The organism is Curtobacterium sp. NPDC090217 (assembly GCF_044746705.1).
Lineage (GTDB): Bacteria > Actinomycetota > Actinomycetes > Actinomycetales > Microbacteriaceae > Curtobacterium.
This window is the reverse complement of sequence record NZ_JBIVCR010000001.1, coordinates 204,492-229,335: the sequence shown is the minus strand read 5'-3', so window position 1 is coordinate 229,335 and position 24,844 is coordinate 204,492. Positions and strand designations below refer to the sequence as shown.

The 24,844-nt window shown below is 71.4% G+C and carries 22 protein-coding genes; 12 read left to right on the top strand and 10 right to left on the bottom strand.

Annotated features, from left to right (window positions below; translation table 11 throughout):
- Window positions 1-7 precede the first annotated feature (7 nt).
- The 8 genes from ACIPJ2_RS01120 to ACIPJ2_RS01085 form a co-directional block, all read right to left on the bottom strand.
- The gene (locus tag ACIPJ2_RS01120) at window positions 8-703 is read right to left on the bottom strand and encodes an NUDIX domain-containing protein (protein WP_402727203.1); all 696 of its coding nucleotides are present in this window, start codon (window positions 701-703) and stop codon (window positions 8-10) included.
- Window positions 700-2,295, bottom strand: a complete 1,596-nt coding sequence (locus ACIPJ2_RS01115) for a nicotinate phosphoribosyltransferase (RefSeq protein ID WP_402727202.1) — start codon at window positions 2,293-2,295, stop codon at window positions 700-702. Before ACIPJ2_RS01115 ends, ACIPJ2_RS01120 begins: the two co-directional genes overlap by 4 nt.
- Complete coding sequence (locus ACIPJ2_RS01110; protein WP_402727201.1) at window positions 2,292-3,125, bottom strand: ribose-phosphate pyrophosphokinase; 834 nt, start codon at window positions 3,123-3,125, stop codon at window positions 2,292-2,294. The genes ACIPJ2_RS01115 and ACIPJ2_RS01110 overlap by 4 nt, the downstream gene beginning before the upstream one ends.
- A 24-nt stretch (window positions 3,126-3,149) precedes the next feature.
- Window positions 3,150-3,980, bottom strand: a complete 831-nt coding sequence (locus ACIPJ2_RS01105) for an oxygenase MpaB family protein (RefSeq protein ID WP_402727200.1) — start codon at window positions 3,978-3,980, stop codon at window positions 3,150-3,152.
- Window positions 3,977-4,378, bottom strand: a complete 402-nt coding sequence (locus ACIPJ2_RS01100) for a hypothetical protein (protein WP_402727199.1) — start codon at window positions 4,376-4,378, stop codon at window positions 3,977-3,979. The genes ACIPJ2_RS01105 and ACIPJ2_RS01100 overlap by 4 nt, the downstream gene beginning before the upstream one ends.
- Window positions 4,379-4,433: 55 nt before the next feature.
- On the bottom strand, window positions 4,434-4,727 hold the full coding sequence (locus tag ACIPJ2_RS01095) for a hypothetical protein (RefSeq protein WP_281265941.1): 294 nt from the start codon (window positions 4,725-4,727) through the stop codon (window positions 4,434-4,436).
- A gap of 34 nt (window positions 4,728-4,761) precedes the next feature.
- Window positions 4,762-5,196 carry an ester cyclase gene (locus ACIPJ2_RS01090; protein ID WP_281265940.1) on the bottom strand — a complete coding sequence of 145 codons (435 nt, stop codon included), beginning with the start codon at window positions 5,194-5,196 and terminating at the stop codon, window positions 4,762-4,764.
- A 69-nt stretch (window positions 5,197-5,265) separates the two neighbouring features.
- Window positions 5,266-6,891 (bottom strand): RecQ family ATP-dependent DNA helicase, encoded by a 1,626-nt coding sequence (locus ACIPJ2_RS01085; protein WP_402727198.1) that lies wholly within the window; start codon window positions 6,889-6,891, stop codon window positions 5,266-5,268.
- A gap of 297 nt (window positions 6,892-7,188) precedes the next feature.
- Here ACIPJ2_RS01085 and sucC point away from each other — a divergent pair, with 297 nt between their 5' ends.
- The 9 genes from sucC to ACIPJ2_RS01040 all read left to right on the top strand — a co-directional run bounded on the left by sucC (window position 7,189) and on the right by ACIPJ2_RS01040 (window position 19,010).
- The gene (sucC, locus tag ACIPJ2_RS01080) at window positions 7,189-8,358 is read left to right on the top strand and encodes an ADP-forming succinate--CoA ligase subunit beta (RefSeq protein ID WP_281265939.1); all 1,170 of its coding nucleotides are present in this window, start codon (window positions 7,189-7,191) and stop codon (window positions 8,356-8,358) included.
- A gap of 11 nt (window positions 8,359-8,369) precedes the next feature.
- A complete protein-coding gene (gene sucD / locus ACIPJ2_RS01075; RefSeq protein ID WP_281265938.1) occupies window positions 8,370-9,257 on the top strand; it encodes a succinate--CoA ligase subunit alpha in 888 nt (295 codons plus the stop codon).
- A 91-nt stretch (window positions 9,258-9,348) separates the two neighbouring features.
- The gene (locus tag ACIPJ2_RS01070; protein ID WP_402727197.1) at window positions 9,349-9,831 is read left to right on the top strand and encodes a hypothetical protein; all 483 of its coding nucleotides are present in this window, start codon (window positions 9,349-9,351) and stop codon (window positions 9,829-9,831) included.
- 89 nt (window positions 9,832-9,920) lie between these two features.
- Window positions 9,921-11,918, top strand: a complete 1,998-nt coding sequence (locus ACIPJ2_RS01065; protein ID WP_402727196.1) for a DUF6350 family protein — start codon at window positions 9,921-9,923, stop codon at window positions 11,916-11,918.
- Between the two features lie 30 nt (window positions 11,919-11,948).
- Window positions 11,949-12,542, top strand: coding sequence for a phosphoribosylglycinamide formyltransferase (gene purN / locus ACIPJ2_RS01060; RefSeq protein ID WP_281265936.1), 594 nt, complete (start codon window positions 11,949-11,951; stop codon window positions 12,540-12,542).
- Window positions 12,539-14,158: a bifunctional phosphoribosylaminoimidazolecarboxamide formyltransferase/IMP cyclohydrolase gene (gene purH, locus ACIPJ2_RS01055; protein WP_402727195.1), complete on the top strand. Its 1,620-nt coding sequence runs from the start codon at window positions 12,539-12,541 to the stop codon at window positions 14,156-14,158. Before purN ends, purH begins: the two co-directional genes overlap by 4 nt.
- 679 nt (window positions 14,159-14,837) lie before the next feature.
- Complete coding sequence (locus ACIPJ2_RS01050; RefSeq protein ID WP_402727194.1) at window positions 14,838-16,646, top strand: ABC transporter ATP-binding protein; 1,809 nt, start codon at window positions 14,838-14,840, stop codon at window positions 16,644-16,646.
- 92 nt (window positions 16,647-16,738) lie between these two features.
- Complete coding sequence (locus ACIPJ2_RS01045) at window positions 16,739-18,547, top strand: ABC transporter ATP-binding protein (RefSeq protein WP_402728300.1); 1,809 nt, start codon at window positions 16,739-16,741, stop codon at window positions 18,545-18,547.
- Between the two features lie 37 nt (window positions 18,548-18,584).
- On the top strand, window positions 18,585-19,010 hold the full coding sequence (locus ACIPJ2_RS01040) for a DUF805 domain-containing protein (protein ID WP_281265932.1): 426 nt from the start codon (window positions 18,585-18,587) through the stop codon (window positions 19,008-19,010).
- Here ACIPJ2_RS01040 and ACIPJ2_RS01035 read toward each other — a convergent pair.
- A complete protein-coding gene (locus ACIPJ2_RS01035) occupies window positions 19,007-19,408 on the bottom strand; it encodes an MGMT family protein (RefSeq protein WP_402727193.1) in 402 nt (133 codons plus the stop codon). The genes ACIPJ2_RS01040 and ACIPJ2_RS01035 overlap by 4 nt on opposite strands.
- On the bottom strand, window positions 19,408-19,860 hold the full coding sequence (locus ACIPJ2_RS01030) for a GNAT family N-acetyltransferase (RefSeq protein ID WP_402727192.1): 453 nt from the start codon (window positions 19,858-19,860) through the stop codon (window positions 19,408-19,410). Before ACIPJ2_RS01030 ends, ACIPJ2_RS01035 begins: the two co-directional genes overlap by 1 nt.
- Window positions 19,861-19,979: 119 nt before the next feature.
- Between ACIPJ2_RS01030 and ACIPJ2_RS01025 the strand changes: the two genes are divergently transcribed.
- The 3 genes from ACIPJ2_RS01025 (at window position 19,980) to ACIPJ2_RS01015 (ending at window position 24,721) form a co-directional block, all read left to right on the top strand.
- Window positions 19,980-21,227, top strand: a complete 1,248-nt coding sequence (locus ACIPJ2_RS01025; RefSeq protein ID WP_402727191.1) for an ROK family protein — start codon at window positions 19,980-19,982, stop codon at window positions 21,225-21,227.
- Window positions 21,228-21,386: 159 nt separating this feature from the next.
- On the top strand, window positions 21,387-23,795 hold the full coding sequence (locus ACIPJ2_RS01020; RefSeq protein ID WP_402727190.1) for a lamin tail domain-containing protein: 2,409 nt from the start codon (window positions 21,387-21,389) through the stop codon (window positions 23,793-23,795).
- 95 nt (window positions 23,796-23,890) lie between these two features.
- Window positions 23,891-24,721, top strand: a complete 831-nt coding sequence (locus ACIPJ2_RS01015) for a PhzF family phenazine biosynthesis protein (RefSeq protein ID WP_402727189.1) — start codon at window positions 23,891-23,893, stop codon at window positions 24,719-24,721.
- The last annotated feature ends 123 nt before the right edge of the window (window positions 24,722-24,844 follow it).

Sequence of the window (24,844 nt, the reverse complement as noted above, 5' to 3'; positions counted from 1 at the left end):
ACCCCGGTCAGTCCGCCCACGTCCAGGAGACCGGGGGACGTCCGCCACGCTGGCCCGACGTCGTGGTCGCCGCCGCCCGGACGAGCGCCGGGTTGGTCCGCAGCGCCCGGTTCAGGTTGCCGGGATCGGGGGCGACGCCGGTCACCGCGGTCTGCAGCCGGCTCGCGTCCGCCGTCGTGAACCGCGTTCCGAGGAGGGCGCGGGTGAGCGGCAGGTCCCGCCACAGCCGGGTGCGGACGTGGTCGAGCGCGGCCTGGATGATCCGGTCGTGGTCGAACGGGAGGCCCGGCTCGGCCTGGGCAGGGTCGCGCCAGACCGCCGACGACGCGACTCCAGGGCCCCCGCCGGGTCCGGCGGACGACTCGGCGCCGCGATCGGATCCCGCCACCACCGCGACGAACGCGATGCTGATCGCCGTCGACCGCGGGTCCCGCTCTGGTCCGTCGAACGCGCCGATCTGCGCGAGGTGCCGGATCGACGCGTCGTCGATCCCGGTCTTGGTGCGGAGCGCGCGCCGCGCCCCGTCGGTGAGCAGTTCCGTACCGTCCAGGAGCACGCCGGGGAGTGCCTCCTGTCCGGCGTACGGGTCGTACGGCCGGCGCGCGGTGGCGACCAGCAGGCCGTCGCCCGCCGTGAACGACATCGGGACGACGTCGATCGCGATGAGCGGCTGGTCGCGGGCCGCCACGGCGCCGTCGGTCACGCCGATGCCGCCCGGCGTGCGGCACGGTCGGCGCGTTCGGCGCGTTCGCGGCGGAGCGTCGCACGCACGTCGGCGAAGGACTGGTGCACGAGGAACCGGCCGTCGGTCCAGACCGGCTGGAGCAGGCTCGTCGCCTCGTCCGCCGCGCTCGCCTGGTCGCTCTGCCGGATCTCGCCGGTCTCGTCACGGTGCAGGGCGATGCGGCCCTTCGCGCTCTTCTTGCCGCTGCCCGTCTTCGGGTCCTTCTGGATGTCGACGGGCTCGCCGTCCACCAGCGCCCACGTCGCCTTGACCGCGCTGCCGAGGTTGTCGCGGGTCATGAACTGGTACGTGTACGACCCGATGCCGAGCACGATGTTGTCGCTCGAGTAGCCCTTGGCCTCGAGGCGCTCGTAGATCCGACGCGCCCGGTCGAGGGTGATGCTGTCGCCGTAGATCACGCCGATGTGCTGGTCGAGGACCTTGTACCCGGCGTCGTTCACGGTGTGGCCGAAGATCTCGTCGAGGAGCTCGACGACGCCCTTCTCCTCGTGGCTGCGGGCCGGGTCGGCGAGTGCGTCGGCACCCACCCCGTGCACGGTGCCGGTGACGATGTCGACCGGGTCACCCGAGTCCGGGCGGATCACGAGCTTGCCCTCGCGCCCGGTGATCCGGTCCTCGAGCTGCGGGAGCGTCTCGGTGATGACCTTGAACAGGTCGAAGCCGTCGCTGACCGCCGACACGATGCCCGTCGGGTAGACGTCGAGGATCTGCTCGAACGTCTCGAGCTCCCCGTCGGCCCCGCGGACGCACATCACGCTGTGCTCGGTCGCCGGGACGCTCGCCGCAACGAGTCCGTTGTCGCCCGGGTAGTACCGGTCGATGAAGTCGAGCGACGGCATCGAGTCGGTGCCGAGGAACGAGAGCAGGTGTCCGGCGCCACCGGCCGCTGCGGACTCGATGCTGGACTGCCCGCGGAACGAGAAGTCGTGCGCGGCGAAGTCGATGCTCTCCGGGACGGCACCGGTGCGCGCCGCCCAGTCCTCCATCAGGTCCCGGTACTCCAGGGCCTTCGTGGCGACGGTCGAGGGGTGCCAGATCGACGCGGACAGGGCGGTCTCGATGTAGTTCGGCAGCCAGAAGAACTCGTCGACGGTGTTCTCGACCGTGAGCGTGGCGACACCGATCGGCGCGAGGGTCCCCTCGGGCAGGGCCTTGATCGTCAGCGGGAGGTACCCGAGGCGGTGCAGGGCGCGGACGTGGTCGACGCCGATGTGGTTCGGGCCGAAGTACCCCTCGAGCGCCTGCTGGAACAGGTCGGCGACGAGGTCCTCGTCCGCGGCGAAGAACGGCGCCCACGCCTCGACCAGGGAGCGCTGGATGAACGCCTGCAGGCCGAACACCACGGCGTGCGTGGACTCGGGCATGTGTGCGTTCGAGCGGTTCGTCCAGTTGATGAGGATCCGCGTGGTCCCCTGCGGGTACACCTGCCGGTGCGAGTGCTTGTACCCGTCGACGGCGAGGAGCGGCGCGATGGGGCTCGGGCCGGTGATGCGGGGCTCGATGTCGGCGGTGGTCGAGGTGCCGGTCGCGGTGGTGTCGGTGGTGGTCATCGGATCTGCTCCGTCAGGAAGGGGGTCAGGGGAACGGTCGTGAGCCCGGGCACGTCGCTCTGCGCCGGGTAGGAGTCGGTGGTGACGATCTCGCCGAAGTGCTCGGCGAGTGCCGGTGCCCGGCCGGAGAAGACGCCGTGCGAGACCCAGAGGCCGAGGCGTTCCTTCGGAAGGCCTGTCGCGCCGGCGAGGCCCATGAACGTTCCGCCGCCGTCGCAGATGTCGTCGACCACGAGCAGCCGTCCAGACTCGGGGAGGGGCTCGCAAGTGAACCCGTCGAGCTTGCCGGTGTCGGGGTTGCGGTGCTTCTCGGCCCGGTAGACCGGCAGACCGCAGGCGTCGGCGACCGCGGTGGCCCGTGCGACGGCGCCCTTGTCCGGGGCGATGATGCCGACGTAGTCGGAACCGGCGACCACGGCGTCACGGACGACCCGTTCGCTCGTGACGACCGTCAGGTTGTCGACCAGCCCGACGATGACCGGCGAGTGCGGGTCGAAGGCGATCACCTGGTCGATGCCGAAGCCGTTGATGACGTCCGCGTAGACCTTCGCCCCGAAGGGGAGTCCGCGGTCCTGCCGAGCGCCTGGGAGGTACGGGATGAGTGCGACCGACTTCGAGCCGCGCTGTCGCACGGCGTCCGCCCACATGCCGAGCATGAGGAGGTCGTCGCCGCTCGCGCCCCGCAGGGTCGCGATCTCGGTCGTCTCCCCCGTGTCGGCGTCGTCGTTCGCGACCTTGACGTGTGCTTCGCCAGCGGGGAACCGCATGGTGGAGAACGTCGGGGTCACGCTGGTTCCGGAAGCGTTCCGGGTGGTGAGTTCGACTGCCATGACCCGACCGTAGCACGGTAATTGTCAGTGTGACAAGTACCGCTTCGCGATCCGTCGCATCTGCCGGAGCAGCAGCGGGCCGGGGAGGCGGAGCAGTGGTCCCGGCACGACGGCCCGGACGCGCCGGAGCCCCGCGGTCACCCGTGCGTACCGCCGTCGCTCGCGCGGGCCCCACGCGAAGCCGTACTGCGCGCGGACGGCATCGGGGAGCATGCCGACGGTCACGATCCGCACGAGCGGCATCGCAGCACGGACCCAGAACGGCGCGAACCGCGGGTGCAGCAGGTCGCGAACCACGGCCCTCGCGTCGTCGGTGACGTGCAGCCCGGCGAGCGTGCCGGCCCAGTACTCCTCGAAGGCGGCGACGGAGTCGGGCCACCGTCCCGCCGGCACCCGGAGCGCCACCCCGAGCGGTTCGTAGGCCGCCAGCACGCGCTGGGCGAGTTCCGGCGGCACCGGGTCACCGAACGCCTCGTGCGCCCGGAGCGCCGAGTCGTACAGCGTCGCCGCCACCCAGAGCTGCCGGTCGGCGTCGTCCGCGCCCGTGACCGGTGCGTGCGCGCGGTGCACGAACGACGTCGCGATCGCCGCGTCCGAGGGCGAGCCGAGCATCACGGCGTAGACGTACATGAGCGTGTGGGCGAGCCGCTGCTGCGGCCGTCGCGCGAAGTCCGAGTGCCGGTGGACGCCGGCCGCGACCACCGGATCGGCGATCTGCAGCAGGATCGCACGCCCGCCGGCGACGACGGGGGTGCTGTCCGCCAGGAACCGGTCGAGCACCCGGTCCCGACCACGGGGCGGACGGGAGGCTCGGCGCACGTCCGGCGCCGAGCCTCCCGTCCGTTCGCTGGTCACCGTCTCGTGCCCCGCTCGCGTCGGCGCGGCACCACGTCGATCGCGACGGCGCCGGCCAGGGCGGCTGCGCCGCCGACGAGCGCGGTGACGACGAAGGCGACGCTGCCGACCGGGCCGGTGCTCATCGCGACGAGCGTCGCGACGAGCCAGATCGCGGGGAGCGGCCAGCAGTGCGACGGCGTCGCGGCGACCACGGCGACGAGCACTCCGCCGATCAGCAGGGGCAACCAGAGGAGGTTCGTGCCGCAGGAGGGGCCGTAGGTGGACGGGCCGCACGCGGTCACGCCCGAGCGGACACCCGTGTGCGCCGAGGCGGCCACGAGCAGCAGTGACGCGATCGCCAGCAGCCGTGCGACCGCTGGCATGCCGTGGACACTGGCCTGGACACGACGGAACACGGCTCGATGGTACCGAGCCGTGCTCCGTGGTCGATGTGGTGCTGGGCGGTGCTGGCTACAGCGGCTTCGTGCCGAGGTCGTTGCCCAGGTCGGGCAGCTCGGAGTCGCCGTCGTGCTCCCACAGGTCCGGCGAGCCCTCGCGGGGCGCTCCGCCGGTGGGGCCGTCGTCGGTGCCGTCACCCGGCTGCGGTTCGACGGTCTCGCCGGCCACGGCGTCGTTCGTCACCGTCTCGAGGGACTCGTCGGTCTCGTCGACTTCGTACGGGCCGACGTGCTCGCGGTCGACGTCGTCGTCGCGGCGCTCCTCTGCGTCGAAGTCGTCGATCGGGCTGATGCCGGGATCGGTCATGGTGCTGCTCCTTCGTGGTCGGGTCGTGCCGGGGTCAGGCGCTGACGAACTTGGTGTCGTGCTCGCCGAGGCGCAGCTGCTCCGCCAGGCCCTTCTCGTCGGTGGAGCCCCAGCGCTCGACGATCTTGCCGTCGCGGAACTTCGACACCTGGATGCCGCGCACCGTGAAGTCGCGGCCGGTGGGCTCGTGGCCCTGGAACGGGCCGGTGTGGGTCCCGCGGATCGTGAAGACGGCGGTGATGTAGTCGTCCGTCACGACGAGCGGGTCCGGTTCGAGCGAGAGGTCGGGGAACGCCGTCGTGAACTCGGTCCAGAAGTCCACGATGCCCGCGAGCCCAGGTGCCTGGTCCGGCGCCGGGTCGTGGTCGACGACGTCCTCGGCCCAGACCTCGCTGAACCGGTCGAACGCGCGCGCCTCGAGGATCTCGCCGAGTCGTTCCTGTGCCTGCTGGTTCTGTTCCGCCGTCATGGCGCTCCTTCCGTCGGGCCTCCTGGTGTACGCCAGGGGCCCTGGCGGGTCGCCCAGGATGTGGGGGACTCAGACCCGTTCGAGCAGGTGCCGTTCGGCGACGTCCGCGAGGGCCAGGGTCCGGTACCCGGCGTCGTCGAAGAAGACGGTGAGCCGGTCGTCCTCGGTGCTCATCACGACACCCCGACCCCACTCGGTGTGCTCCACCGCTGCGTCGGGCGGCCACTCGGCGTCGTGTGCACCGTCGACGCCCGTGGTCGCGTCCGCGGTCCCGGCTGAGCAGGTGTCGCAGTTCCCGCATGGCTCGCGGAGCTCGTCGCCGAAGTACCCGAGCAGGAACTGGCGGCGGCAACCAGACGTCTCGGCGAACCGGCGCATCATCGCGATGCGGGACTCCTCGATCGTCACGAGCTGGGCGGCGCGGTCCCGTGCGGCCTTCGCGGCAGCGGACGCGTCGCGCGGAGCGTCGGCCGCGCGCGCCAGCCCCTCGCCGTCGTCCGAGAGGACACCGGCGTCGAGGAGCGCGTTCGCCGCCCGTCCCGCGGTGCGCGCCGACAGTCCGGACGCGTCCGCCAGGTCGGCGCGGGCGATCGACCCGGTGGCCGGGACCGCGTCGAACACGGAGCGGAGCGATGCCGGACGCGGGCTGCCGGAGGCGAAGAACCGACGGAGCCCGAGGTCTTCCTCGCGGTAGTGCAGCGTGGCGAGCCCCGGCGCACCGTCCCGCCCGGCGCGGCCGATCTCCTGGTGGTAGGCGTCGACCGACTCCGGTACGTCGGCGTGCACCACGAAGCGCACGTCCGGCTTGTCGATACCCATGCCGAACGCGCTCGTCGCCACGACGACCTCGACCGATCCGTCGTGGAACCCGGTGAGGACCTGCTCGCGGTCCGCCACCCGCAGTCCGGCGTGGTACGGCTTGGCGACCCGGCCGCGCTCGACGATCTCGTCGGCGTACACGAGCGTCTCCGCACGGGTCGCGACGTAGACGATGCCGGTTCCCTCGAGGCCGGCGACCTGGTCGACGACCGCCTCCCGCTTGCCCTCGTCGTCCCCGTGGCGGCGCACCTCGAGCCGGAGTTCCGGGCGGTCGAAGCCGGTGGCGAGGACGAGCGGGTCGCGCATCCGGAGCCGCTCGACGACGTCGTCACGCACGGGGCCGGAGCCCGTCGCCGTCAGCGCCAGCACTGGCGGGTGGCCGAGGCGCTCGACCACCTCGCCGAGTGCCAGGTAGTCCGGGCGGAAGTCGTGCCCCCACGACGACACGCAGTGCGCCTCGTCGACGGCCACCAGCGCCACGCCGACCTTCAGGAGTCGCTCGATGACGGTGTCCTTCACGAGCTGCTCCGGGGCGAGGAACACGTACCGGACCGCGCCGGCGGCGACGTCGTCCCACGCCTCGGTCAGGTCGCGCGTGCCCTTCGTGGCGTTCACCGTCACGGCTCGAGGAGCGTCCGGGTGCTCGGCGAGACCGACCACCTGGTCCTCCTGCAGGGCGACCAACGGCGAGACGACGACCACCAGGCCGTCGAGGGCGAGGCCGGCGACCTGGTAGATCGCGGACTTGCCGGCGCCGGTGGGCATCACCGCGAGGGCGTCCCTGCCGTCGAGGACCGCGTCGACGACGGTCTCCTGATCGGGGTGGAGGTGCCAGCCGAAGACCTCGGCGGCTCGGGTTCGGAGTCGATCGTGCACCGGACCACCGTGCCGTCCCATGCCTGGGACGGTTTCCGGGATGCCGTCCCCCGGATCGCGCGTCCATGTCGCGACCCGTTGCTGTCTGTGCGGGCTGGTGCTGTCCGTTGTCTCGACGTCCATGTGGCGACCCGTTGCTGTCTGTGCGGGCTGGTGCTGTCCGTTGTCTCGACGTCCATGTGGCGGCGCTAGGCTCTGTCACGGCCGTTGTCTCGACATCGAGCGACCCTCGATGCTGAGCGCTGCGACCTGCGAAACCGATGCCGATCGCACGACGAGTGCGGGAAGAAGAACAGCGTGGATCTTTTCGAGTATCAGGCCAGGGACCTCTTCGAGTCCTACGGCGTCCCCGTTCTGCAGGGGATCATCGCCGACACCCCAGAGGAGGCGAGGGCAGCGGCCGAGAAGATCGGCGGCGTCGTCGTCGTGAAGGCCCAGGTGAAGGTCGGCGGCCGCGGCAAGGCGGGCGGCGTGAAGGTCGCGAAGACCCCCGACGAGGCGTTCGAGCACGCCCAGGCCATCCTCGGCCTCGACATCAAGGGCCACACCGTCAAGCGCGTCATGATCGCGCAGGGTGCGGACATCGCCGAGGAGTTCTACTTCTCGGTGCTCCTCGACCGCGCCAACCGCTCCTACCTGTCGCTCGTCAGCGTCGAGGGCGGCATGGAGATCGAGCAGCTCGCGGTCGAGAAGCCCGAGGCGCTCGCACGCGTCGAGGTCGACCCGCTGACCGGGATCGACAAGGCGGCTGCGCTCGACATCGCGACGCAGGCGAACTTCCCCGAGGCGCTCCGCGACCAGGTCGCCGACGTGTTCGTGAAGCTCTACGACGTCTACAAGGGCGAGGACGCCACCCTGGTCGAGGTGAACCCCCTCGTCCGCACCGGCGACGGCCAGATCCTGGCGCTCGACGGCAAGGTCTCCCTCGACGAGAACGCGGACTTCCGTCACGACGCCCACAAGGCGCTCGAGGACACCGCGAGCGAGGACCCGCTCGAGGCCAAGGCGAAGGCCCACGGCCTCAACTACGTGAAGCTCGACGGCCAGGTCGGCGTCATCGGCAACGGCGCGGGGCTCGTCATGTCGACGCTCGACGTCGTCGCGTACGCCGGAGAACGTCACGGCGGTGTGAAGCCCGCCAACTTCCTCGACATCGGCGGCGGCGCATCGGCAGAGGTCATGGCGAACGGCCTCGACGTGATCCTCGGCGACCCGCAGGTGAAGAGCGTCTTCGTGAACGTCTTCGGCGGCATCACCGCCTGCGACGCCGTCGCGAACGGCATCGTCGCCGCGCTCGGCATCCTCGGCGACGCGGCCACCAAGCCGCTCGTCGTGCGCCTCGACGGCAACAACGTGGAAGAGGGTCGCCGGATCCTGGCGGAGGCGGCGCACCCGCTCGTCACCGTCGCCGCGACCATGGACGATGCGGCCGAGCAGGCCGCCGAACTCGCTGCAGCAGCGGCCTGAAGGGACTGACCATGTCGATCTTCCTCAACAAGGACTCCAAGGTCATCGTCCAGGGCATCACCGGTGGCGAGGGCACGAAGCACACCGCCCTCATGCTCAAGGCCGGCACCCAGGTCGTCGGTGGCGTGAACGCACGCAAGGCCGGCACGACCGTCACCCACGGCGACGTCACCCTGCCGGTGTTCGGCTCGGTGCGCGAGGCCATCGACACCACGGGTGCCGACGTCTCGATCGTCTTCGTCCCGCCGGCGTTCGCGAAGGACGCCGTGCTCGAAGCGATCGACGCGGAGATCCCGCTCGTCGTCGTGATCACCGAGGGCATCCCCGTGCAGGACTCGGCGGAGTTCTGGGCGCACGCCAAGGCGAAGGGCGGGACGACCCGCATCATCGGTCCGAACTGCCCCGGCATCATCACCCCGGGGGAGTCGCTCGTCGGCATCACCCCGGCGACGATCACCGGCAAGGGCCCGATCGGCCTCGTCTCGAAGTCGGGCACCCTGACCTACCAGATGATGTACGAGCTCCGTGACCTCGGCTTCTCGACCGCCATCGGCATCGGCGGCGACCCGGTCATCGGTACCACGCACATCGACGCGCTCGCCGCGTTCGAGGCCGACCCCGAGACCGAGGCGATCGTCATGATCGGCGAGATCGGTGGCGACGCCGAGGAGCGTGCGGCTGACTACATCAAGGCACACGTCACGAAGCCGGTCGTCGGCTACGTCGCGGGCTTCACCGCGCCCGAGGGCAAGACGATGGGCCACGCGGGCGCGATCGTGTCCGGCTCGGCCGGCACGGCCGAGGCGAAGAAGCAGGCGCTCGAGGCAGCCGGTGTCAAGGTCGGCAAGACGCCGTCCGAGACGGCTGCGCTGCTGCGCGAGGTGGTCGCCGCCCGCTAGCGGGTCGCGTCCACGTCAGGACTGCCGGGAGGCTCGGTGCGGGTTCCGCACCGGGCCTCCCGTCGTTCCCGGCCACCGGTAGCATCGCGGCGTGGGGGAGCAGCGCGCGCGTCGACCGGGTCCCGCCCGGCCGTGGATCGTGGCGGGTGCGGCGTCGGGCGTGATCGCACTCGCCGCCCTCGTCTCTCCGCTGCGGTCGTCGGTGACCGGCAACGTGCCCGTGTGGTTCCTCGCCGTCGTCCTGCTGGCGACCGGCGCATGGTTCGTCGTCTACGCGGTCATCGCCAGACCCCGTCGTGCGGGTGACGTCCCGCTCGACCCCGAGGCGACGTCGATGCCACGGGACCCGGCGATCTACGACCCGGCGGACTACGAGCCCAGGGCCGGGTACGTCACGGACGTGTCCGGTCGGACGAACACGACGCCCATCTCGGTCGTGGTCGCCGTGGTCGCCGGGTTCGCGACGCTGTTCGTGTGCGGAGCCTTCGCCGTCGGACGGGTGGAGGCGTACGGCCTCGCGACGATCGTCGCCGTGGTGACAGCGCAGGTCTGGTCGCTCACCGGACGGCGCTGACGCTCCACAGGTGTCCACACGCTGCTGACTCTCCACAGGAGCCGCGCGGCTCACCCGTCGGTCACGGATCGCCACGTATTCTCACTGCGATGAACCGCCTGGGAACCGCACTGCTCGCCGCTGTCGAAGCGATCGTGACGGTCGGCGTGGGCGTCGGGATCGCGCTCGTGCCACTGACGCTGCTCTGGGGCTTCGAGTACGGCCTGCAGGTCGACTGGGACGTGTTCTGGAAGGCCGCGGGCAGCGTGTGGCTCGTCGGGCACGGCGTCGACGTGACGTTCGTGCTCGGGGCCGCCACCGCGAAGGCCTCCGGGGTCAGCGGTGCTGCCGACCCGATCTCGGTGACGCTCGCGGCACTCGGGTTCGCACTCGTCACGGCATGGCTCGGTGGCCGTGCCGGACGACGCTTCGCCGAGACGGAACACCGCGTCACGGGCGTGCTCGTCGGCACCGGGGTGGTCGCCGCCCTCGGGCTCGGCCTCGCGCTGTCCTCCACGTCCGCGGCGACGCAGCCGACCGTGTGGCAGGCCGTGGTGTTCCCGGCGCTGTGGTTCGGGATCCCGGCGCTCGTCGCGGCAGAGGTCTGTCGTCGTCGTCGCTCCATGCCGGCCGATCCGGTCACCGCGTGGGTCATCGGGCAGCTCGACCGCGTGCCGGCGGTGTGGCGTTCGGTCGCGGGCTTCGGGCTGCGAGCCGGTACCGCTGCGAGCGCGATGGTCGTCGCCGCCGCCGCGGTCGTCGTCGGCTTCCTGCTCTTCGGCTCCTTCGCCGAGGTCATCACCCTGTACGAGCGCTCGCACGCCGGGGTCGTCGGCGGGATCTCGCTGACGATCGGGCAGCTGGCGTTCCTGCCGGACTTCGTCGGCTGGGCGACCTCGTGGCTCGTCGGCCCCGGGTTCGCGATCGGCACCGGCTCGAGCGTCTCGCCGATCGGTACCACCCTCGGGCCGATCCCGAGCATCCCCGTCTTCGGTGCGCTGCCGTCGTCAGGACACACGTTCGGTCTGCTGTGGGTCCTCGTCCCCGTCCTCGCCGGGTTCGCGGTCGGCGGGTTGCTGCGACCGCGCCTGGTCCGCGCACTCGGGTCCGAGGACAGCGCGCTGCACCGCGCTGCCGGCGGGCTCGCGACCGGGATCGTCGCCGGTGTGCTCACCGGTCTCGTCGCCTGGTTGTCGTCCGGGTCGTTCGGGCCGGGGCGTCTGGCCGACGTGGGACCGCACGCGCTGGTCGTCGGCTCGCTCGCCGCGCTCGAGGTCGGCGTGCCGGCGATCGTGGCCCTCGCCGTCGGGCAGGACCTCGTGCGGATGCCCGAGCGCACCTGGACCCGCGAGCGCTGGCACGAGTCCGAGGACGACCAGGACGCTGCATCCGTGCAGGCCGAGGGCTCGCTGCTCGACGCGCTCGATCGTGCGGGCGCCGGGCGGACGACCGACGTGCACCGCTTCGTGGTCGAGGAAGCGCACGACGGTGCGCGCCCCGCGGACGTGCCGTCGCGAGCCGGAGCGCCGGAGCCGGGCGATGCGGTGACCGAGACCATCGAGGACGACGTGCGGGGCGAGGCGGACGGACCACGGGCCTCCCGTCCGGCGTCGGCCCCGGAACACGACGCTGATGCCGATGTGGAGATCCCCGAGTGGGCGCGCACCGGTGCCGTCGTGTCCCCGACGACCGCGCCGGCGTCGTCCGAGCCGCTCCGCCGAGGCAGTAGCATCCGCGACCGCCTGCGTGGCGCTGCCGACGGCGTCCGCGGACGTGCCGGCGACCTGCGTGAGCGGGCCAGCGGGATCCGCGACCGAGCCGGAGACCTGCGCGACCGGGTGACGGGTGCGGATGCCGAGCGGCCGGACAGCGCACCGGACGACCGCCCGGACCGGCACCGTCCCGAGCGGCCTGAGGTCGCCGGCGCACGCGACGAACAGCCGGCGTTCCCCTGGAGCACCGAGGAGTTCGTCGCCGGCCGCGATGACGTGGACGAACAGCCCGCCGTCCCGGTGGCACCGCCCGCGAAGCCGCGGTGGGACGCCACCGACCAGATCGCCGAGGACGAACTGCCGTGGTGGCGCCGTCCCAAGGACGACCGGGCGTAGCAGCGCAGCACCGCCGGTAGGCTTGTCCCCGTGCTCGAACTGGTGGTCCTGATCTCCGGTGCCGGATCGAACCTCCGGGCCCTGCTCGAAGCGACCCGCGATGCGGAGTACCCCGCGCGGGTCGTCGCCATCGGGGCCGACCGTGACGCCGAGGGACTCGGTCTCGGCGAGGAGTACTCGATCCCGACCTTCACGGTGCCGTTCTCCCGGTACGAGACCCGTGCCGAGTGGGGTCAGGCGCTCGCCGAGCAGATCCGGCCCTGGTCGCCAGACCTCCTCGTCCTCTCCGGGCTGATGCGCCTGCTGCCGCCGGCCGTCGTGTCCGAGTTCGGTCCCGCGATCATCAACACGCACCCCGCGTACCTGCCGGAGTTCCCCGGTGCCCACGGCGTGCGTGACGCGTTGGCGGCCGGGGTCGGGCAGACCGGCGCGAGCGTCATCAAGGTCGACGACGGCGTCGACAGCGGCCCGATCCTCGCCCAGGAGCGCGTCCCCGTGCTCCCCGGCGACTCCGAGTCGACGCTCCACGACCGCATCAAACCGGTCGAGCGGCGCCTGCTCATCCAGACCATCCTCGACATCGCCAACGGCACCACCGACCTGAAGGGCACAACGAGCGCATGAGCGTGCACGCAGCCGACCCCAGCCTGTACCGCGACCGGGACGTCGTGCCCGTGCGTCGCGCGCTCATCTCGGTGAGCGACAAGTCCGGCCTGCTCGAGCTCGCCGGAGCCCTCGCCGACTCCGGTGTCGAGATCGTGTCGACGGGGTCCACCGCGCAGACGATCCGTGACGCGGGCTACGCCGTGACCGACGTCGCGAGCGTGACGGGCTTCCCCGAGTCGCTCGACGGTCGGGTGAAGACCCTGCACCCGTCGGTGCACGCGGGGCTCCTCGCCGACCTGCGCCTCGAGTCGCACGAGCAGCAGCTCGGTGAGCTCGGCATCGAGCCGTTCCAGCTCGTCGTCGTGAACCTGTACCCGTTCGTCGAGACCGTCGCGTCCGGTGCCGACACCGCGACCGTCGTCGAGAACGTCGACATCGGCGGCCCCGCGATGGTCCGCGCCTCGGCGAAGAACCACCCGAACGTGGCGATCGTCGTGTCACCGTCCTCCTACGCCGAGGTCGTCGAGGCCGTCCGTGCCGGCGGGACCTCGCTCGAGCTCCGGAAGCGCCTCGCCGCGCAGGCGTTCGCGCACACGGCGGCGTACGACACCGCGGTGGCGTCGTACTTCGCGTCCGACGTGGTCGCAGCCGCCGGTCACGACATCGAGACCCCCGGAGCGTTCGACGAGACGCTGTCGCTCGGCGGTTCGCTGCACGCCACCCTCCGCTACGGCGAGAACGCGCACCAGGCGGCGGCGCTGTACACCTCCGACGGCGGCACGGGCATCGCGCAGGCGACGCAGCTGCACGGCAAGGAGATGTCCTACAACAACTACGTCGACGCCGACGCGGCCGTCCGCGCGGCGTTCGACTTCGACACACCAGCCGTGGCGATCATCAAGCACGCCAATCCCTGCGGCATCGCCATCGCACCCGTCGACGCGGCGGACCCCATCGCCGCCGCCCACGCCGCCGCGCACGCCTGCGACCCGCTGTCGGCGTTCGGCGGGGTGATCGCGGCGAACCGTCCCGTCACCGTCGCGATGGCCGAGACGGTCAAGGACATCTTCACCGAGGTCGTCGTCGCACCCGGGTTCGACCCCGAGGCGCTCGAGATCCTCTCGCGCAAGAAGAACATCCGCCTGCTCACGCTGCCCGCGGACTTCGCGCTCGCCCCGCGGGAGGTCAAGCAGATCTCCGGTGGGTTCCTCGTGCAGGATGCCGACCGCTTCACGACGTTCGACCAGTCCACCTGGAACCTCGTCTCGGGCGAGCCCGCGGACGACGCCACCCTGGCGGACCTGGCGTTCGCGTGGAAGGCCTCGCGCGCGGTGAAGTCGAACGCGATCCTGCTCGCGAACGCCGGCGCGTCCGTCGGTGTCGGCATGGGGCAGGTCAACCGGGTCGACTCGTGCCACCTCGCCGTGAACCGTGCCGGGGACCGCGCTGCCGGGTCGGTCGCCGCGTCCGACGCCTTCTTCCCGTTCGCCGACGGGCTCCAGGTGCTGCTCGACGCCGGCGTCCGTGCGGTGGCGCAGCCCGGGGGCAGCGTCCGCGACGAGGAGGTCATCGCCGCTGCGAAGGCCGCCGGCGTGACGATGTACTTCACGGGCGAGCGCCACTTCTTCCACTGAGACCGACTGGTCACGACACCCCGCGTGTGCGTCGTCGAGTGGTCAGGAATCGTCGCGCGCGCGGCGTGGGAGCGACGGATCGTGACCACTCCGCAGAGGTGAGCGGGGTGTTGTGACCAGTCAGGCCTCCGGGGCAGCGCGGGCAGGGCGGGGTTTCGTCCACGGATTTGGCAAAAGCGGACGAAGCCTATTGCGCGCTGAGAGTCGCTGCGAATACTCTGTAAGGCTCCGCGACAGGCACGCCGACGACTCCCAGGAGCCGGCGGCACCGCGGACACAACGGTGACGAAGACGACGACTGGAGTGACGATGAACACGACGACCGGAACAGTGGCGACGGCTGCCCGGGCAGGTCTCGTGTCCCTCGTGGGGACCACTCCCGCTCCGCGACCCCGACGGGCCGCGGCCGCCGCCTAGCCAGGCCGTTCCCACGGCCTCGCGGCGCCGCACCTGCACACGACAGCAGCTCGGCGACCGCGAACCACCCCGCTGAGAACCCGGGGGACGGGTGTCCCTCGGCGCCTACCGGCCCGACCGACGTCACGGAAGCGACGGCGGTGGCGCGCGACCACGCGCCCGGCTGATGATGACCACGCAACGCACACCGAGCCTCCAGGCCGGATCCGAGCAACCGACGGACCGACCTGCCCGTCTCGGCAGACGCATGAGGACGCAACGCATGTCCAAGTCGCCCACCACGGCGCGCCCGTCCACCTTCCGTGCCATCGCGCGGATCTACCCCTACGTGAAGCCCTACCAGGGCCGCCTCATCGCCGGCATGGCCGCGGCGATGGGTGCCTCCCTGGTGGCGCTCGCAATCCCCTACGTCCTGCAGTGGCTCGTCGACGGGCCGCTGTCCTCCAAGGACTCCGCCCAGATCTGGCCGGCCGGCCTCGGCGTGCTCGCCCTCGGCGTGCTCGAGGCGTTCTTCATCGCCTCGCGCCGCCGGATGGTGATGCGCCCGTCGACCCGCATCGAGACCAGCATGCGGAACGCGCTGTACGCCAAGCTGCAGGACCTGCCCGTGGCGTTCCACGACCGTTGGGAGTCCGGGCAGCTGCTGTCCCGGTCAGTCTCCGACCTGTCACTGATCCGTCGGTGGCTGGCGTTCGGCGTCGTGCTGCTCGTGGTGAACATCGTCACGATCGTCGTCGGCTTCGTCGTGCTGTTCACCTTCGGGTGGCTGCTCGGGCTGATCTTCCTCATCGCCTCGATCCCGCTCTGGATCAACGGGCTGTTGTTCGAGCGCCGGTACTCCGTCGTCGCGCGCCGCAGCCAGGACCAGGTCGGTGACCTCGCGACCAGTGTCGAGCAGTCGGTGCACGGCATCCGCGTGCTCAAGGCGTTCGGTCGCGGCGGCTACAAGCTCGAGGAGTTCAGCGAGCAGGCCGAGGCGCTCCGCGGCACGGAGATCAAGAAGGCGAAGGCCATCGCGAGCATCTGGCTGTGGCTGCTGCTCGTGCCGGACGTCGCGTTCGCGCTGTGCCTCCTCGCGGGCATCTACCTGGCGAGCCAGGGGCAGCTCAGCGTCGGGCAGCTGTTCGCGTTCTTCGCGACGGCGACGGTGCTGCGGTTCCCGATCGAGTCGATCGGCTTCCTGCTCTCGATGACGTTCGACACCCGCACGGCGGTCGACCGCTTCTTCGAGGTCATGGACTCCGAGAACACGATCACGGACCCGAAGGAACCGAAGACGATCGCCGAGCCGCACGGGGCGCTGTCGTTCAACGCGGTGCACTTCCGGTACCAGGACTCGCCGCCGCAGTACGCGGACCTGATCAACGGCGTCGAGCTGCAGCTGCAGCCCGGCGAGACGATGGCGCTCGTCGGGTTGACCGGGTGCGGCAAGACGACGCTCCTGTCGCTCGTGCCGCGGCTCTACGACGTGACGGGTGGGTCGGTGACGATCGACGGCGTCGACATCCGCGACCTGACCCGCGAGGAACTCCGTCGCCACGTCGGTGTCGCGTTCGAGGACGCCACCCTGTTCTCGACGACGGTGCGGCAGAACGTGCTGCTCGGTCGCCCCGACGTCGAGGGTGAGGAAGCCGAGGTCCTGATGCGCGAGGCGCTCGACATCGCGCAGGCGTCCTTCGTGGACGACCTGCCGGACGGCGTCGACACCCGCGTCGGGGAAGAGGGGCTCTCGCTGTCCGGTGGGCAGCGGCAGCGTCTGGCACTGGCCCGCGCGATCGCCGCGCGACCGTCGGTGCTGGTCCTCGACGACCCGCTGTCGGCGCTCGACGTCGACACCGAGGCCAGGGTCGAGGCGGGGCTCCGCCGGGTCCTCGCGGAGACCACGTCGCTCATCGTCGCGCACCGTCCGTCCACCGTGACGCTCGCCGACCGCGTGGCGCTCATGGAGAACGGCGTCATCACCGCCGTCGGCACCCACTCGGAGCTGATGGCCACCAACGAGCACTACCGCTACGTCATCTCGTCGCTCGACGACGACGACGCGAACACCCGAGAGGAGGCGATGGCATGAGCCAGCAGACCGACCAGAACCTGCCTGGAGGCACGGCACCGGTCAGCGACGACGCTGCGGACACGCAGACTGCCGCGCCGATCACCGCATCCATCACCACCCTGGGCGTGCGCGGCGAGGAGCGCGAGGACTTCACCAAGGCGGAGAGCAAGCGCCTGCGGCGCCGCTCCCTCGCCCTGCTCGGGTCGCTCGCGGCTCCGCTGAAGCTCCGGCTCGTCCTGCTCGGCATCGTCGTGGTGGTGTCGACGGGCGGACAGGTCGCCGGCCCGGCACTCATCGCCTGGGGCATCGACAACGCCCTGCCGGCGGTGCTCGACCAGAACGACTGGGTGCCGGCGTTCGGAGTCGTCGCGACCTACATCGTCGTGGCGATCGCCGGCGCGGTGCTCACCGCGTGGTACACCGTGCTCGCGGCGCGCATCAGCCAGGCGATCCTGTTCGACCTCCGCAAGCGGGTGTTCCTGCACACGCAGCGGCTGTCGCTCGAGTTCCACGAGACGTACACGTCCGGCCGGATCATCTCCCGCCAGACGAGCGACCTGGACTCCATCCGCGAGCTCCTCGACTCGGGGCTGAACCAGCTCATCCAGGGCGTGCTCTACATGGGCTTCACCGCGGTGGCCCTCGTCTCGCTCGACCCGACGTCCGGGCTGGTGCTCGCGGTGTCGCTCGTCCCGCTCTGGTTCCTGATCCGCTGGTTCCAGACGAACTCGCAGACGCTGTTCCGGGCGACCCGTGTCACCTCGGCACGGGTGATCGTGCACTTCGTCGAGACGATGACCGGCATCAGGGCGGTGCAGGCGTTCCGCAAGGAGTCGCGCAACCGGGACGAGTACGGCGGCTACGTCGAGGACTACCGGGTGGCGAACACGAAGGTGTTCAACCTGTTCGGGACGTTCGACCCGGTGCTCGTGCTCATCGGCAACGCGACGCTCGCCGCCGTGGTCATCGTCGGTGGCTTCCGGGTCGTCGGCGGGACGCTCGAGGTCGGTGCGCTGCTCGCGGTGGCGCTGTACGCCAAGCGCTTCTTCGACCCGGCGCAGGAACTCGCGATGTTCTACAACGGGTACCAGTCGGCATCGGCGGCGATGGAGAAGATCTCCGGCGTCCTCGAGGAACGGCCGAGCGTGCCGGAGCCCGTGAAGCCGACGAAGCTCGCCGACGCCCACGGCAAGATGGACTTCGACGACGTCGTGTTCGCCTACAACAAGGGCAAGGTCGTGCTCCCGGAGTTCGACCTGCACATCCCGGCAGGGCAGACCATCGCGCTCGTCGGGTCCACCGGTGCGGGGAAGTCGACGCTCGCGAAGCTGATGGCGCGCTTCTACGACCCGTCGCAGGGGTCCGTGAAGCTCGACGGTGTCGACCTCCGCGACCTCGACTCGCGGGACATGCGCCGTGCGATCGTCATGGTGACGCAAGAGGCGTACCTGTTCTCCGGGACCGTGGCGGACAACATCGCGCTCGGCAAGCCGGGGGCGGAGCGCCACGAGATCGAGGCCGCGGCGAAGGCCGTCGGCGCGCACGAGTTCATCATGGCGCTCCCAGACGGGTACGACACCGACGTGAACAAGCGCGGCGGTCGTGTCTCGGCGGGCCAGCGGCAGCTGCTCTCGTTCGCCCGGGCGTTCATCGCGGACCCGAAGGTGCTCATCCTCGACGAGGCCACGGCGTCGCTCGACATCCCGTCCGAGCGGCTCGTGCAGGAGGGCCTCGAGACGTTGCTCGCCGACCGGACCGCGGTGATCATCGCGCACCGGTTGTCGACCGTGGCGATCGCCCACCGGGTGCTCGTGATGGAGTACGGCAAGATCGTCGAGGACGGCACGCCGGACGACCTGATCGCGGGTACCGGGCGCTTCGCCCAGCTGCACGCGGCCTGGCGCGACTCGCTGGTGTAGCGCGCTGCCGGGCTGGAGGACGTGGTTGGCTTGGGGGATGACCAACGACAGTCCGCAGCCCGGCGGCGTGGCCCTGCGCGACCCCTTCTACGGAGCGCCCTTCGCCGAGGCCGTCCGGCGCTTCTGGCGGAAGTACACCGTGTTCACCGGGCGGGCGTCGCGCGCGGAGTTCTGGTGGTGGTGGATCACGTCGTTGGCCATCGGCCTCGTGCTGCAGCTCGTGCCGCAGATCTTCACGCCGGACACCGCGATGCTCGAGAACCCGGTCGGTTCGTACCTGTTCGTGCTCTGGGCGCTCGCGACGCTCGTCGGTTCCCTCGCGCTGGGTGCCCGCCGGCTCCACGACGCGAACCGCTCCGGCTTCTGGCAGTTCCTGCACGTGCTCCCCGGCATCGGGTCGCTCGTCCTCTTCGTGATGTTCCTGCTGCCGTCGAACCCGAAGGGCACCCGCTTCGACCTCTAGAACGGGTCGCGGGGGAAGTTCGGGTCGCGCTCGTCGCGACCAATGGTGTCGGGTGACCAGCGCGCCCGACGCATGTCGAGCCTCCAGGTCGTGTCGCGCCACGTGAGCGGCGTGCCCTCGACCCGGTACTGCTCGAGCGCGCGCGCCTCGTGGTGGACGGGCGGGAGCCCGCCGGACCGCACCACGCGCCACCACGGCAGGTCTGCGCCCTCGTGCGCCATCACCTTGCCGACGGCGCGGGACGCCTTCGAGCCGAGGGCTGCGGCGACGTCGCCGTAGGTCATCACGCGACCCGGTGGGATCGTGCGCACCACCTCGGCGACGGCGATGCCGAAGTCGTCGATCGGTGCTGCCGGTTCCAGCGGTGCTGCCGGTTCCAGCGGTGCTGCCGGTTCCACTACAGCGAGAGCACCGCGAAGTGGTCGCCGTACTGGGTCTCGCGGACGAGGTCGAAGCCGACCGCGCGGAAGAACTCCTCCGGGCTGCCCTCGCCGGGTTCGTACACGACGGTGAGGCGTTCGAAGCCGCGGCTGCGGGCCTCGTCCGCGAGACCGTGCACCGCGAAACGCCCGATGCCCCTGCCCTGTGCGGTGGCGGACACGTTGACACGCCAGATGCACGCCTGCAGTTCCTCCTGCGGGTTCTCGGCGTCGAAGCTGCCGATGATCAGTCCGACGACCTCGTCGCCGTCGAGCACGACACGGGGCCACGACGCGCTCGGCTTGACGTCGGACTCGGCGACGCCGTAGGTCGTGGGCTGCACGAACTGCTCCTGCCCCGGCTTGAGCGTCAGGGAGTTGGCCGCGGCGGCGGTCGCTGCGGAGAGTTCTTCGAGGCGGAGGTCCGTCATGCGGTCAGGCTAACGGTGGTACCCGTGCGGGGGCCAGTGGGTCGCCCGTCCCGGGTGAGGCGGAGGGGGTCGGCGACACGGTGGGTCGCACGGCGGAGTCGGCACGATATGGTCCAGACATGGCGGAACACCGGCGCGGCGCGAACCTGCCGTCGATCGGCGGGTTCAACCGCACCGTCGTGCTCGACGCGGTCCGACGGTCGCCCGACGGGCTGAGCCGCGTGGAGCTCGCCGGTCGCACCGGACTCAGCGCGCAGACGGTGTCGAACGTCACGCGCTTCCTCATCGACGCGGGGATGATCGTCGAGTCGGGCACGATCGTGTCCGGGCGCGGCAAGCCCCGGACCATCCTCCGGCTCGAACCGGGCAGCCGGTTCGCGGTCGGTGTGCACGTCGACCCGGCCGTCGTCACCTACGTCCTGCTCGACCTCGCCGGCACCGTCGTCGGGTCGACCACCACCTCCACCCCGACCGCGGACGACCCCGAGCAGGTGGTGCGGACGATGGCCTCGGCGGTCGACCGCCTCATCGCGGACGCCGAGGTGGATCGCGACTCCGTGCTCGGTGTCGGCATCGCCAGTCCTGGTCCGATCGACATCGACGCCGGCATCGTCGTCGACCCGCCGTTCCTGCCCCGGTGGCGGGACGTGCCCCTGCGGGACGCCCTCGCCGAGGCCACCGGACACCCCGTGCTCCTCGAGAAGGACGTCACCGCGGCCGCGGTCGGCGAGATGTTCCTGGCGGGGGAGTCGTCGGCCAGGAACTTCGCGTTCGTGTACTTCGGGACCGGGTTCGGCGTCGGGCTCGTCATCGACCACGAACCCGTGCGCGGGACCGGCGCGAACGCGGGTGACGCCGGACACCTGATGGTCGAGCTCGGTGTCCTCAGCGGGACGCCGGACAGCGCTGCCGACCGGGGCGAGGTGGGATCCGCCGTCGCGCCAGAGCGTCTCGTCGGCATCGCCGCATCGCGAGGGCTCGACCTCGGGGCCGTCGCACCGTCGGACGTCGAGGCGGTCGACCGCGCGTGGGACGCGCTGGCGGCGGCGATCGACGACGGCGACCAGACGGCGCTCGAGCTCGCTGCCGACGCCGGCACCGTCATGGGGCGCGCTGCCGTGCTCATCGTGAACCTGCTCGACATCGACCGCGTCGTGTTCGGCGGGCCGTTCTGGTCCCGCATCTCGGCTGCTGCGCTGCCCGCTGCCCGTGCGGCGATCACGGGGTCGCCGCTCCTCGTCCCGAAGCACCCGGTCACCGTCGTGGAGAGCGACCGTGGGGCGGACGTCGCCGCGGTGGGTGCCGCTTGCCTGGTGCTCGACGCCGCGTTGTCGCCGCGGGCGAGCGCGTTGCTCATCCGGCGCTGACGGGGGCCTGGTCCTTCCGGCGCTGACGCGCGGGCGCCCGGTACGTCCGTTGCCGAGGCGTTCGTGGCGACACCTGTCGTTCACCGCCGCGACACCGGCCGGACGCCCGGGTGCTGAACAGTCGTGCAGGTCCCCGCCGTCCCGCTCGAAGGATCCTGCATGCCCACCCCTGTCCTCCGCCTCGGCGCAGCAGCCGCGACCTGTGCCGTGCTCGTCGCCGGCGTCCTCGCCAGCGCTCCGGCGGTCGCCGCGACGCCGAGCACCGCCGCGACGCCGACTGCCCCCGCCGCGACGCCGACTGCTGCCGCCGCACCCGACGGCCTCGTCATCAACGAGGTCGAGTCCAACGGCGACGACGTCGACTGGGTGGAGCTGAAGAACACCTCGGCCGCAGCGATCGACATCAGCGGGTACTCGATGCTCGACGACAGCGACGCGCACACCCCCTACGTGCGCCCCGCGGGATCGGTCGTCGCACCCGGCGGGTACTTCGTGCTCAACGGGAAGTCGACCACCGCGGACGGCTTCGACTTCGGGCTCGGGAACCCGGACGAGGTCCGGATCTTCGACACCACGGGCGCGCTCGTCCTCGACTACGCATACCAGCAGCACGCGAAGGTCACGTACGGCCGCTGCCCGGACGGCACCGGCGCCCTCGTCGACACCACGAAGTCGACCAAGGGTGCGGCGAACGACTGCTCGTCGCCCGTGCGCATCAACGAGGTCGAGTCGCAGGACGGTGTCCCGGGTGACTGGGTGGAGCTGACGAACACGGGTACGACCTCGGTCGACCTCGGCGGGTACGTCTTCAAGGACGACGACGACTCCCACGGCTACCCGATCCCGGCCGGCACGACCATCGCCGCCGGCGGGTTCACCGTCCTCGACGAGGCCGACTTCGGCTTCGGGCTCGGCAAGGCCGACTCCGCGCGGCTGTTCGGCCCGACCGGCGCGCTCGTCGACTCGTACTCGTGGACCGCGCACGCCGCCACGACCTACGGCCGGAACCCGGACGGCACGGGCGACTTCGCCGTGACCGCTTCGCCGACGAAGGGCGCCGCGAACGAGTTCGCCGGCGTCATCACGGCGAAGGCCTGGCCCGGGAGCCCGGACGAGACGGTGCTCGACGACGAAGACACCTTCTCCGGCGACCTGAGCGGCCTCGACTGGCAGCCCTCTCCGACCGCGAAGGACGGCGGGGTGCTCTGGGGTGTCCAGAACGGCGACGGCCTGCTCTACCGCATGGTCTCCGACGGCGCGGGGGGCTGGGCGCCGTCGAACGCGGCGGGCACCACGCTGCACTACGCCGACGGCTCCGGGACGCCCGACGCCGAGGGCGTCACGGTGACGTCGGACGACCCCGGCGCCGTCTACGTCTCGACGGAGCGCGACAACGACGTGTCCTCGACGAGTCGTCCGGCGGTCCTGCGCTTCGCCACGTCCGACGGCTCCGAGCGGACGCTGAACGCCACGGACGAGTGGAACCTCGCGGCCGACTTCCCCGGCCTCGGTGCGAACTCCGGCCTCGAGGGCGTCAGCTGGATCCCCGACGCCTGGCTCACCGCACACGGTTTCACCGACGAGCACACCGGCGCGGCGTACTCCCCGGCGACCTACGCCGGGCACGGTGCCGGACTCTTCTTCGTCGGCGTCGAGGGCACTGCGAGCACCTACGCCTACGCCCTGATGGAAGACGGCTCGTTCCAGCGGGTCGCCACGATCGCCTCGCCGTTCGCGGTCGTCGCCGACGTGCAGTTCGACCCGACGCTCGACGCGCTCTGGGTGGTCTGCGACGACGCCTGCGCCGGCCGGACCGCGCTGTACAGCGACCAGAACGGCGTCTTCACGCTCGACACCGTGTACGAGGCGCCGGCGAACGCCGACCGCACGCTCGCCAACGAGGGCTTCGCGATCACGGACGGCAGCACCGACGGGGTCCGGCGGACGTTCTACGCGGACGACAACGACACCGACGGGTTCTCGCTGCGGACGGGCACCTACCCGGGCACCGACGACGGTGGCACGGCGCCGACCGACCCCGGCATGGACCCGACCGGCCCGTCGGATCCTGGCACGGTTCCGGGTGCCGGTCAGACGCCCGTTCCGACTCCTGGTGCTGGTTCGGCGCCGGTTGCTCCGTCGGAGTCGTCGCTGACGGATGCGAACCGTGGGACGGTCACGGCGCCGTCGTCGGCGCGTCCGGGGGAGACGATCACGATCGGTGTGGGGACGCAGTACGCGGGGCAGCGGGTGAACGTGTGGATGTTCTCCACGCCGACGTTGCTCGGGACGGTGACGGTCGCGGCTGACGGGAGCGTGCGGGTGACGATCCCGGCGGACGCGCCGGCGGGGTCGCACCGGATCGTGGTGACGGCTGCTGACGGGACGCTGATCGGGTGGACGACGATCACGATCGACCCGGTGACGGGTGCGTTGGCGTTCACGGGTGCCGACCTGACGGGTGGCATCGCCGCGGCCCTGCTGCTGGTGGCCGCGGGTGCCGGCGTGCTGATCGTGCGCCGCCGCCGCGCCAGCGTCGCTCGCGCTGGCAAGTCGAAACGCGCGTAGGAGGTCGGAAGTTCGGGCCACCTACGCGCGTTTCCGCCTCCCAAGCGCAATTCGGCCAGCCAGCCCGAGCGACCGGTCCGTGGCACGCTGGGAGCATGCAGCCAGACGTCCTCCGCTACACCGCGTTCGCTTCCGAACCCGGGGGCGGCAACCCCGCCGGACTGGTCCTCGACGCCAGCGCGTTGTCCGCCGAGGAGATGCTCGCGATCGCTGCCGAGGTCGGGTATCCCGAGACCGCGTTCGTCACGGGCGAGACCGCACACGGCCTCCGCGTGCGGTACTTCTCGCCGGGCGCCGAGGTCCCGTTCTGCGGCCACGCGACCGTCGCGCTCGCGGTGGCCCTCGCAGAACGGCACGGTACCGGCCCGCGGACGTTCACCACCATCGCCGGCGACATCGCTCTCGACGCGACGCGGGACGAGCACGGGGCGGTCCAGGTCGCGATGACGAGCGTCGAACCGGCCACCCGGGACTTCGATCCCACTGCGCTCCTCGAGCTGCTCGGCCTGACCGCGGACGACGTCGCCGACGGGTACCCGCTGCTCGAGTCCTACGCCGGCAACTGGCACCCCGTCGTGGTGCTCGACGACGCGGAGCGCTTCCACCAGTTCCGCTTCGACCCGGCGGCGCTCGCCGACCTCAAGCGCGAGCGCGGCTGGGCGGGCACGGTCACCGTGCTGCACCCGACAGGCCCGGGGGAGTACGAGGCGCGGAACCTCTTCCCGGTCGGCCGCATCACCGAGGACCCCGCGACGGGATCCGCTGCGGCGTCGACGGGCGCCTACCTCCGCGCGATCGGCAAGGCCGGCGCCGGGGACCACGTCGTGATCCGGCAGGGCCGCCACGTCGGTCGCCCGAGCATCCTGCACGTGGACGTCCCCGCGTCCGGCGGCATCACCGTCCGGGGCGGCGCGACCCCGATCTGACGCGCGAACTCGCCCACAACGCCTGCGATAGGAAGCCAGATCGCGCGTAGGAGGTCGGAAAAACCGACCTCCTACGCGCGATTCGACCTCCTACGCGCGATTCGACCCTCCGGCCCTGCGCGA

Excerpts from the sequence above, each read along its gene's own strand:
- ACIPJ2_RS01115 (WP_402727202.1), bottom strand. The coding sequence starts at position 2,295 with ATGACCACCACCGACACCACCGCGACCGGCACCTCGACCACCGCCGAC.
- ACIPJ2_RS01110 (WP_402727201.1), bottom strand. The coding sequence starts at position 3,125 with ATGGCAGTCGAACTCACCACCCGGAACGCTTCCGGAACCAGCGTGACC.
- ACIPJ2_RS01095 (WP_281265941.1), bottom strand. The coding sequence starts at position 4,727 with ATGACCGATCCCGGCATCAGCCCGATCGACGACTTCGACGCAGAGGAG.
- ACIPJ2_RS01090 (WP_281265940.1), bottom strand. The coding sequence starts at position 5,196 with ATGACGGCGGAACAGAACCAGCAGGCACAGGAACGACTCGGCGAGATC.
- sucD (WP_281265938.1), top strand. The coding sequence starts at position 8,370 with ATGTCGATCTTCCTCAACAAGGACTCCAAGGTCATCGTCCAGGGCATC.
- ACIPJ2_RS01065 (WP_402727196.1), top strand. The coding sequence starts at position 9,921 with ATGAACCGCCTGGGAACCGCACTGCTCGCCGCTGTCGAAGCGATCGTG.
- purH (WP_402727195.1), top strand. The coding sequence starts at position 12,539 with ATGAGCGTGCACGCAGCCGACCCCAGCCTGTACCGCGACCGGGACGTC.
- ACIPJ2_RS01050 (WP_402727194.1), top strand. The coding sequence starts at position 14,838 with ATGTCCAAGTCGCCCACCACGGCGCGCCCGTCCACCTTCCGTGCCATC.
- ACIPJ2_RS01040 (WP_281265932.1), top strand. The coding sequence starts at position 18,585 with ATGACCAACGACAGTCCGCAGCCCGGCGGCGTGGCCCTGCGCGACCCC.
- ACIPJ2_RS01030 (WP_402727192.1), bottom strand. The coding sequence starts at position 19,860 with ATGACGGACCTCCGCCTCGAAGAACTCTCCGCAGCGACCGCCGCCGCG.
- ACIPJ2_RS01025 (WP_402727191.1), top strand. The coding sequence starts at position 19,980 with ATGGCGGAACACCGGCGCGGCGCGAACCTGCCGTCGATCGGCGGGTTC.
- ACIPJ2_RS01020 (WP_402727190.1), top strand. The coding sequence starts at position 21,387 with ATGCCCACCCCTGTCCTCCGCCTCGGCGCAGCAGCCGCGACCTGTGCC.
- ACIPJ2_RS01015 (WP_402727189.1), top strand. The coding sequence starts at position 23,891 with ATGCAGCCAGACGTCCTCCGCTACACCGCGTTCGCTTCCGAACCCGGG.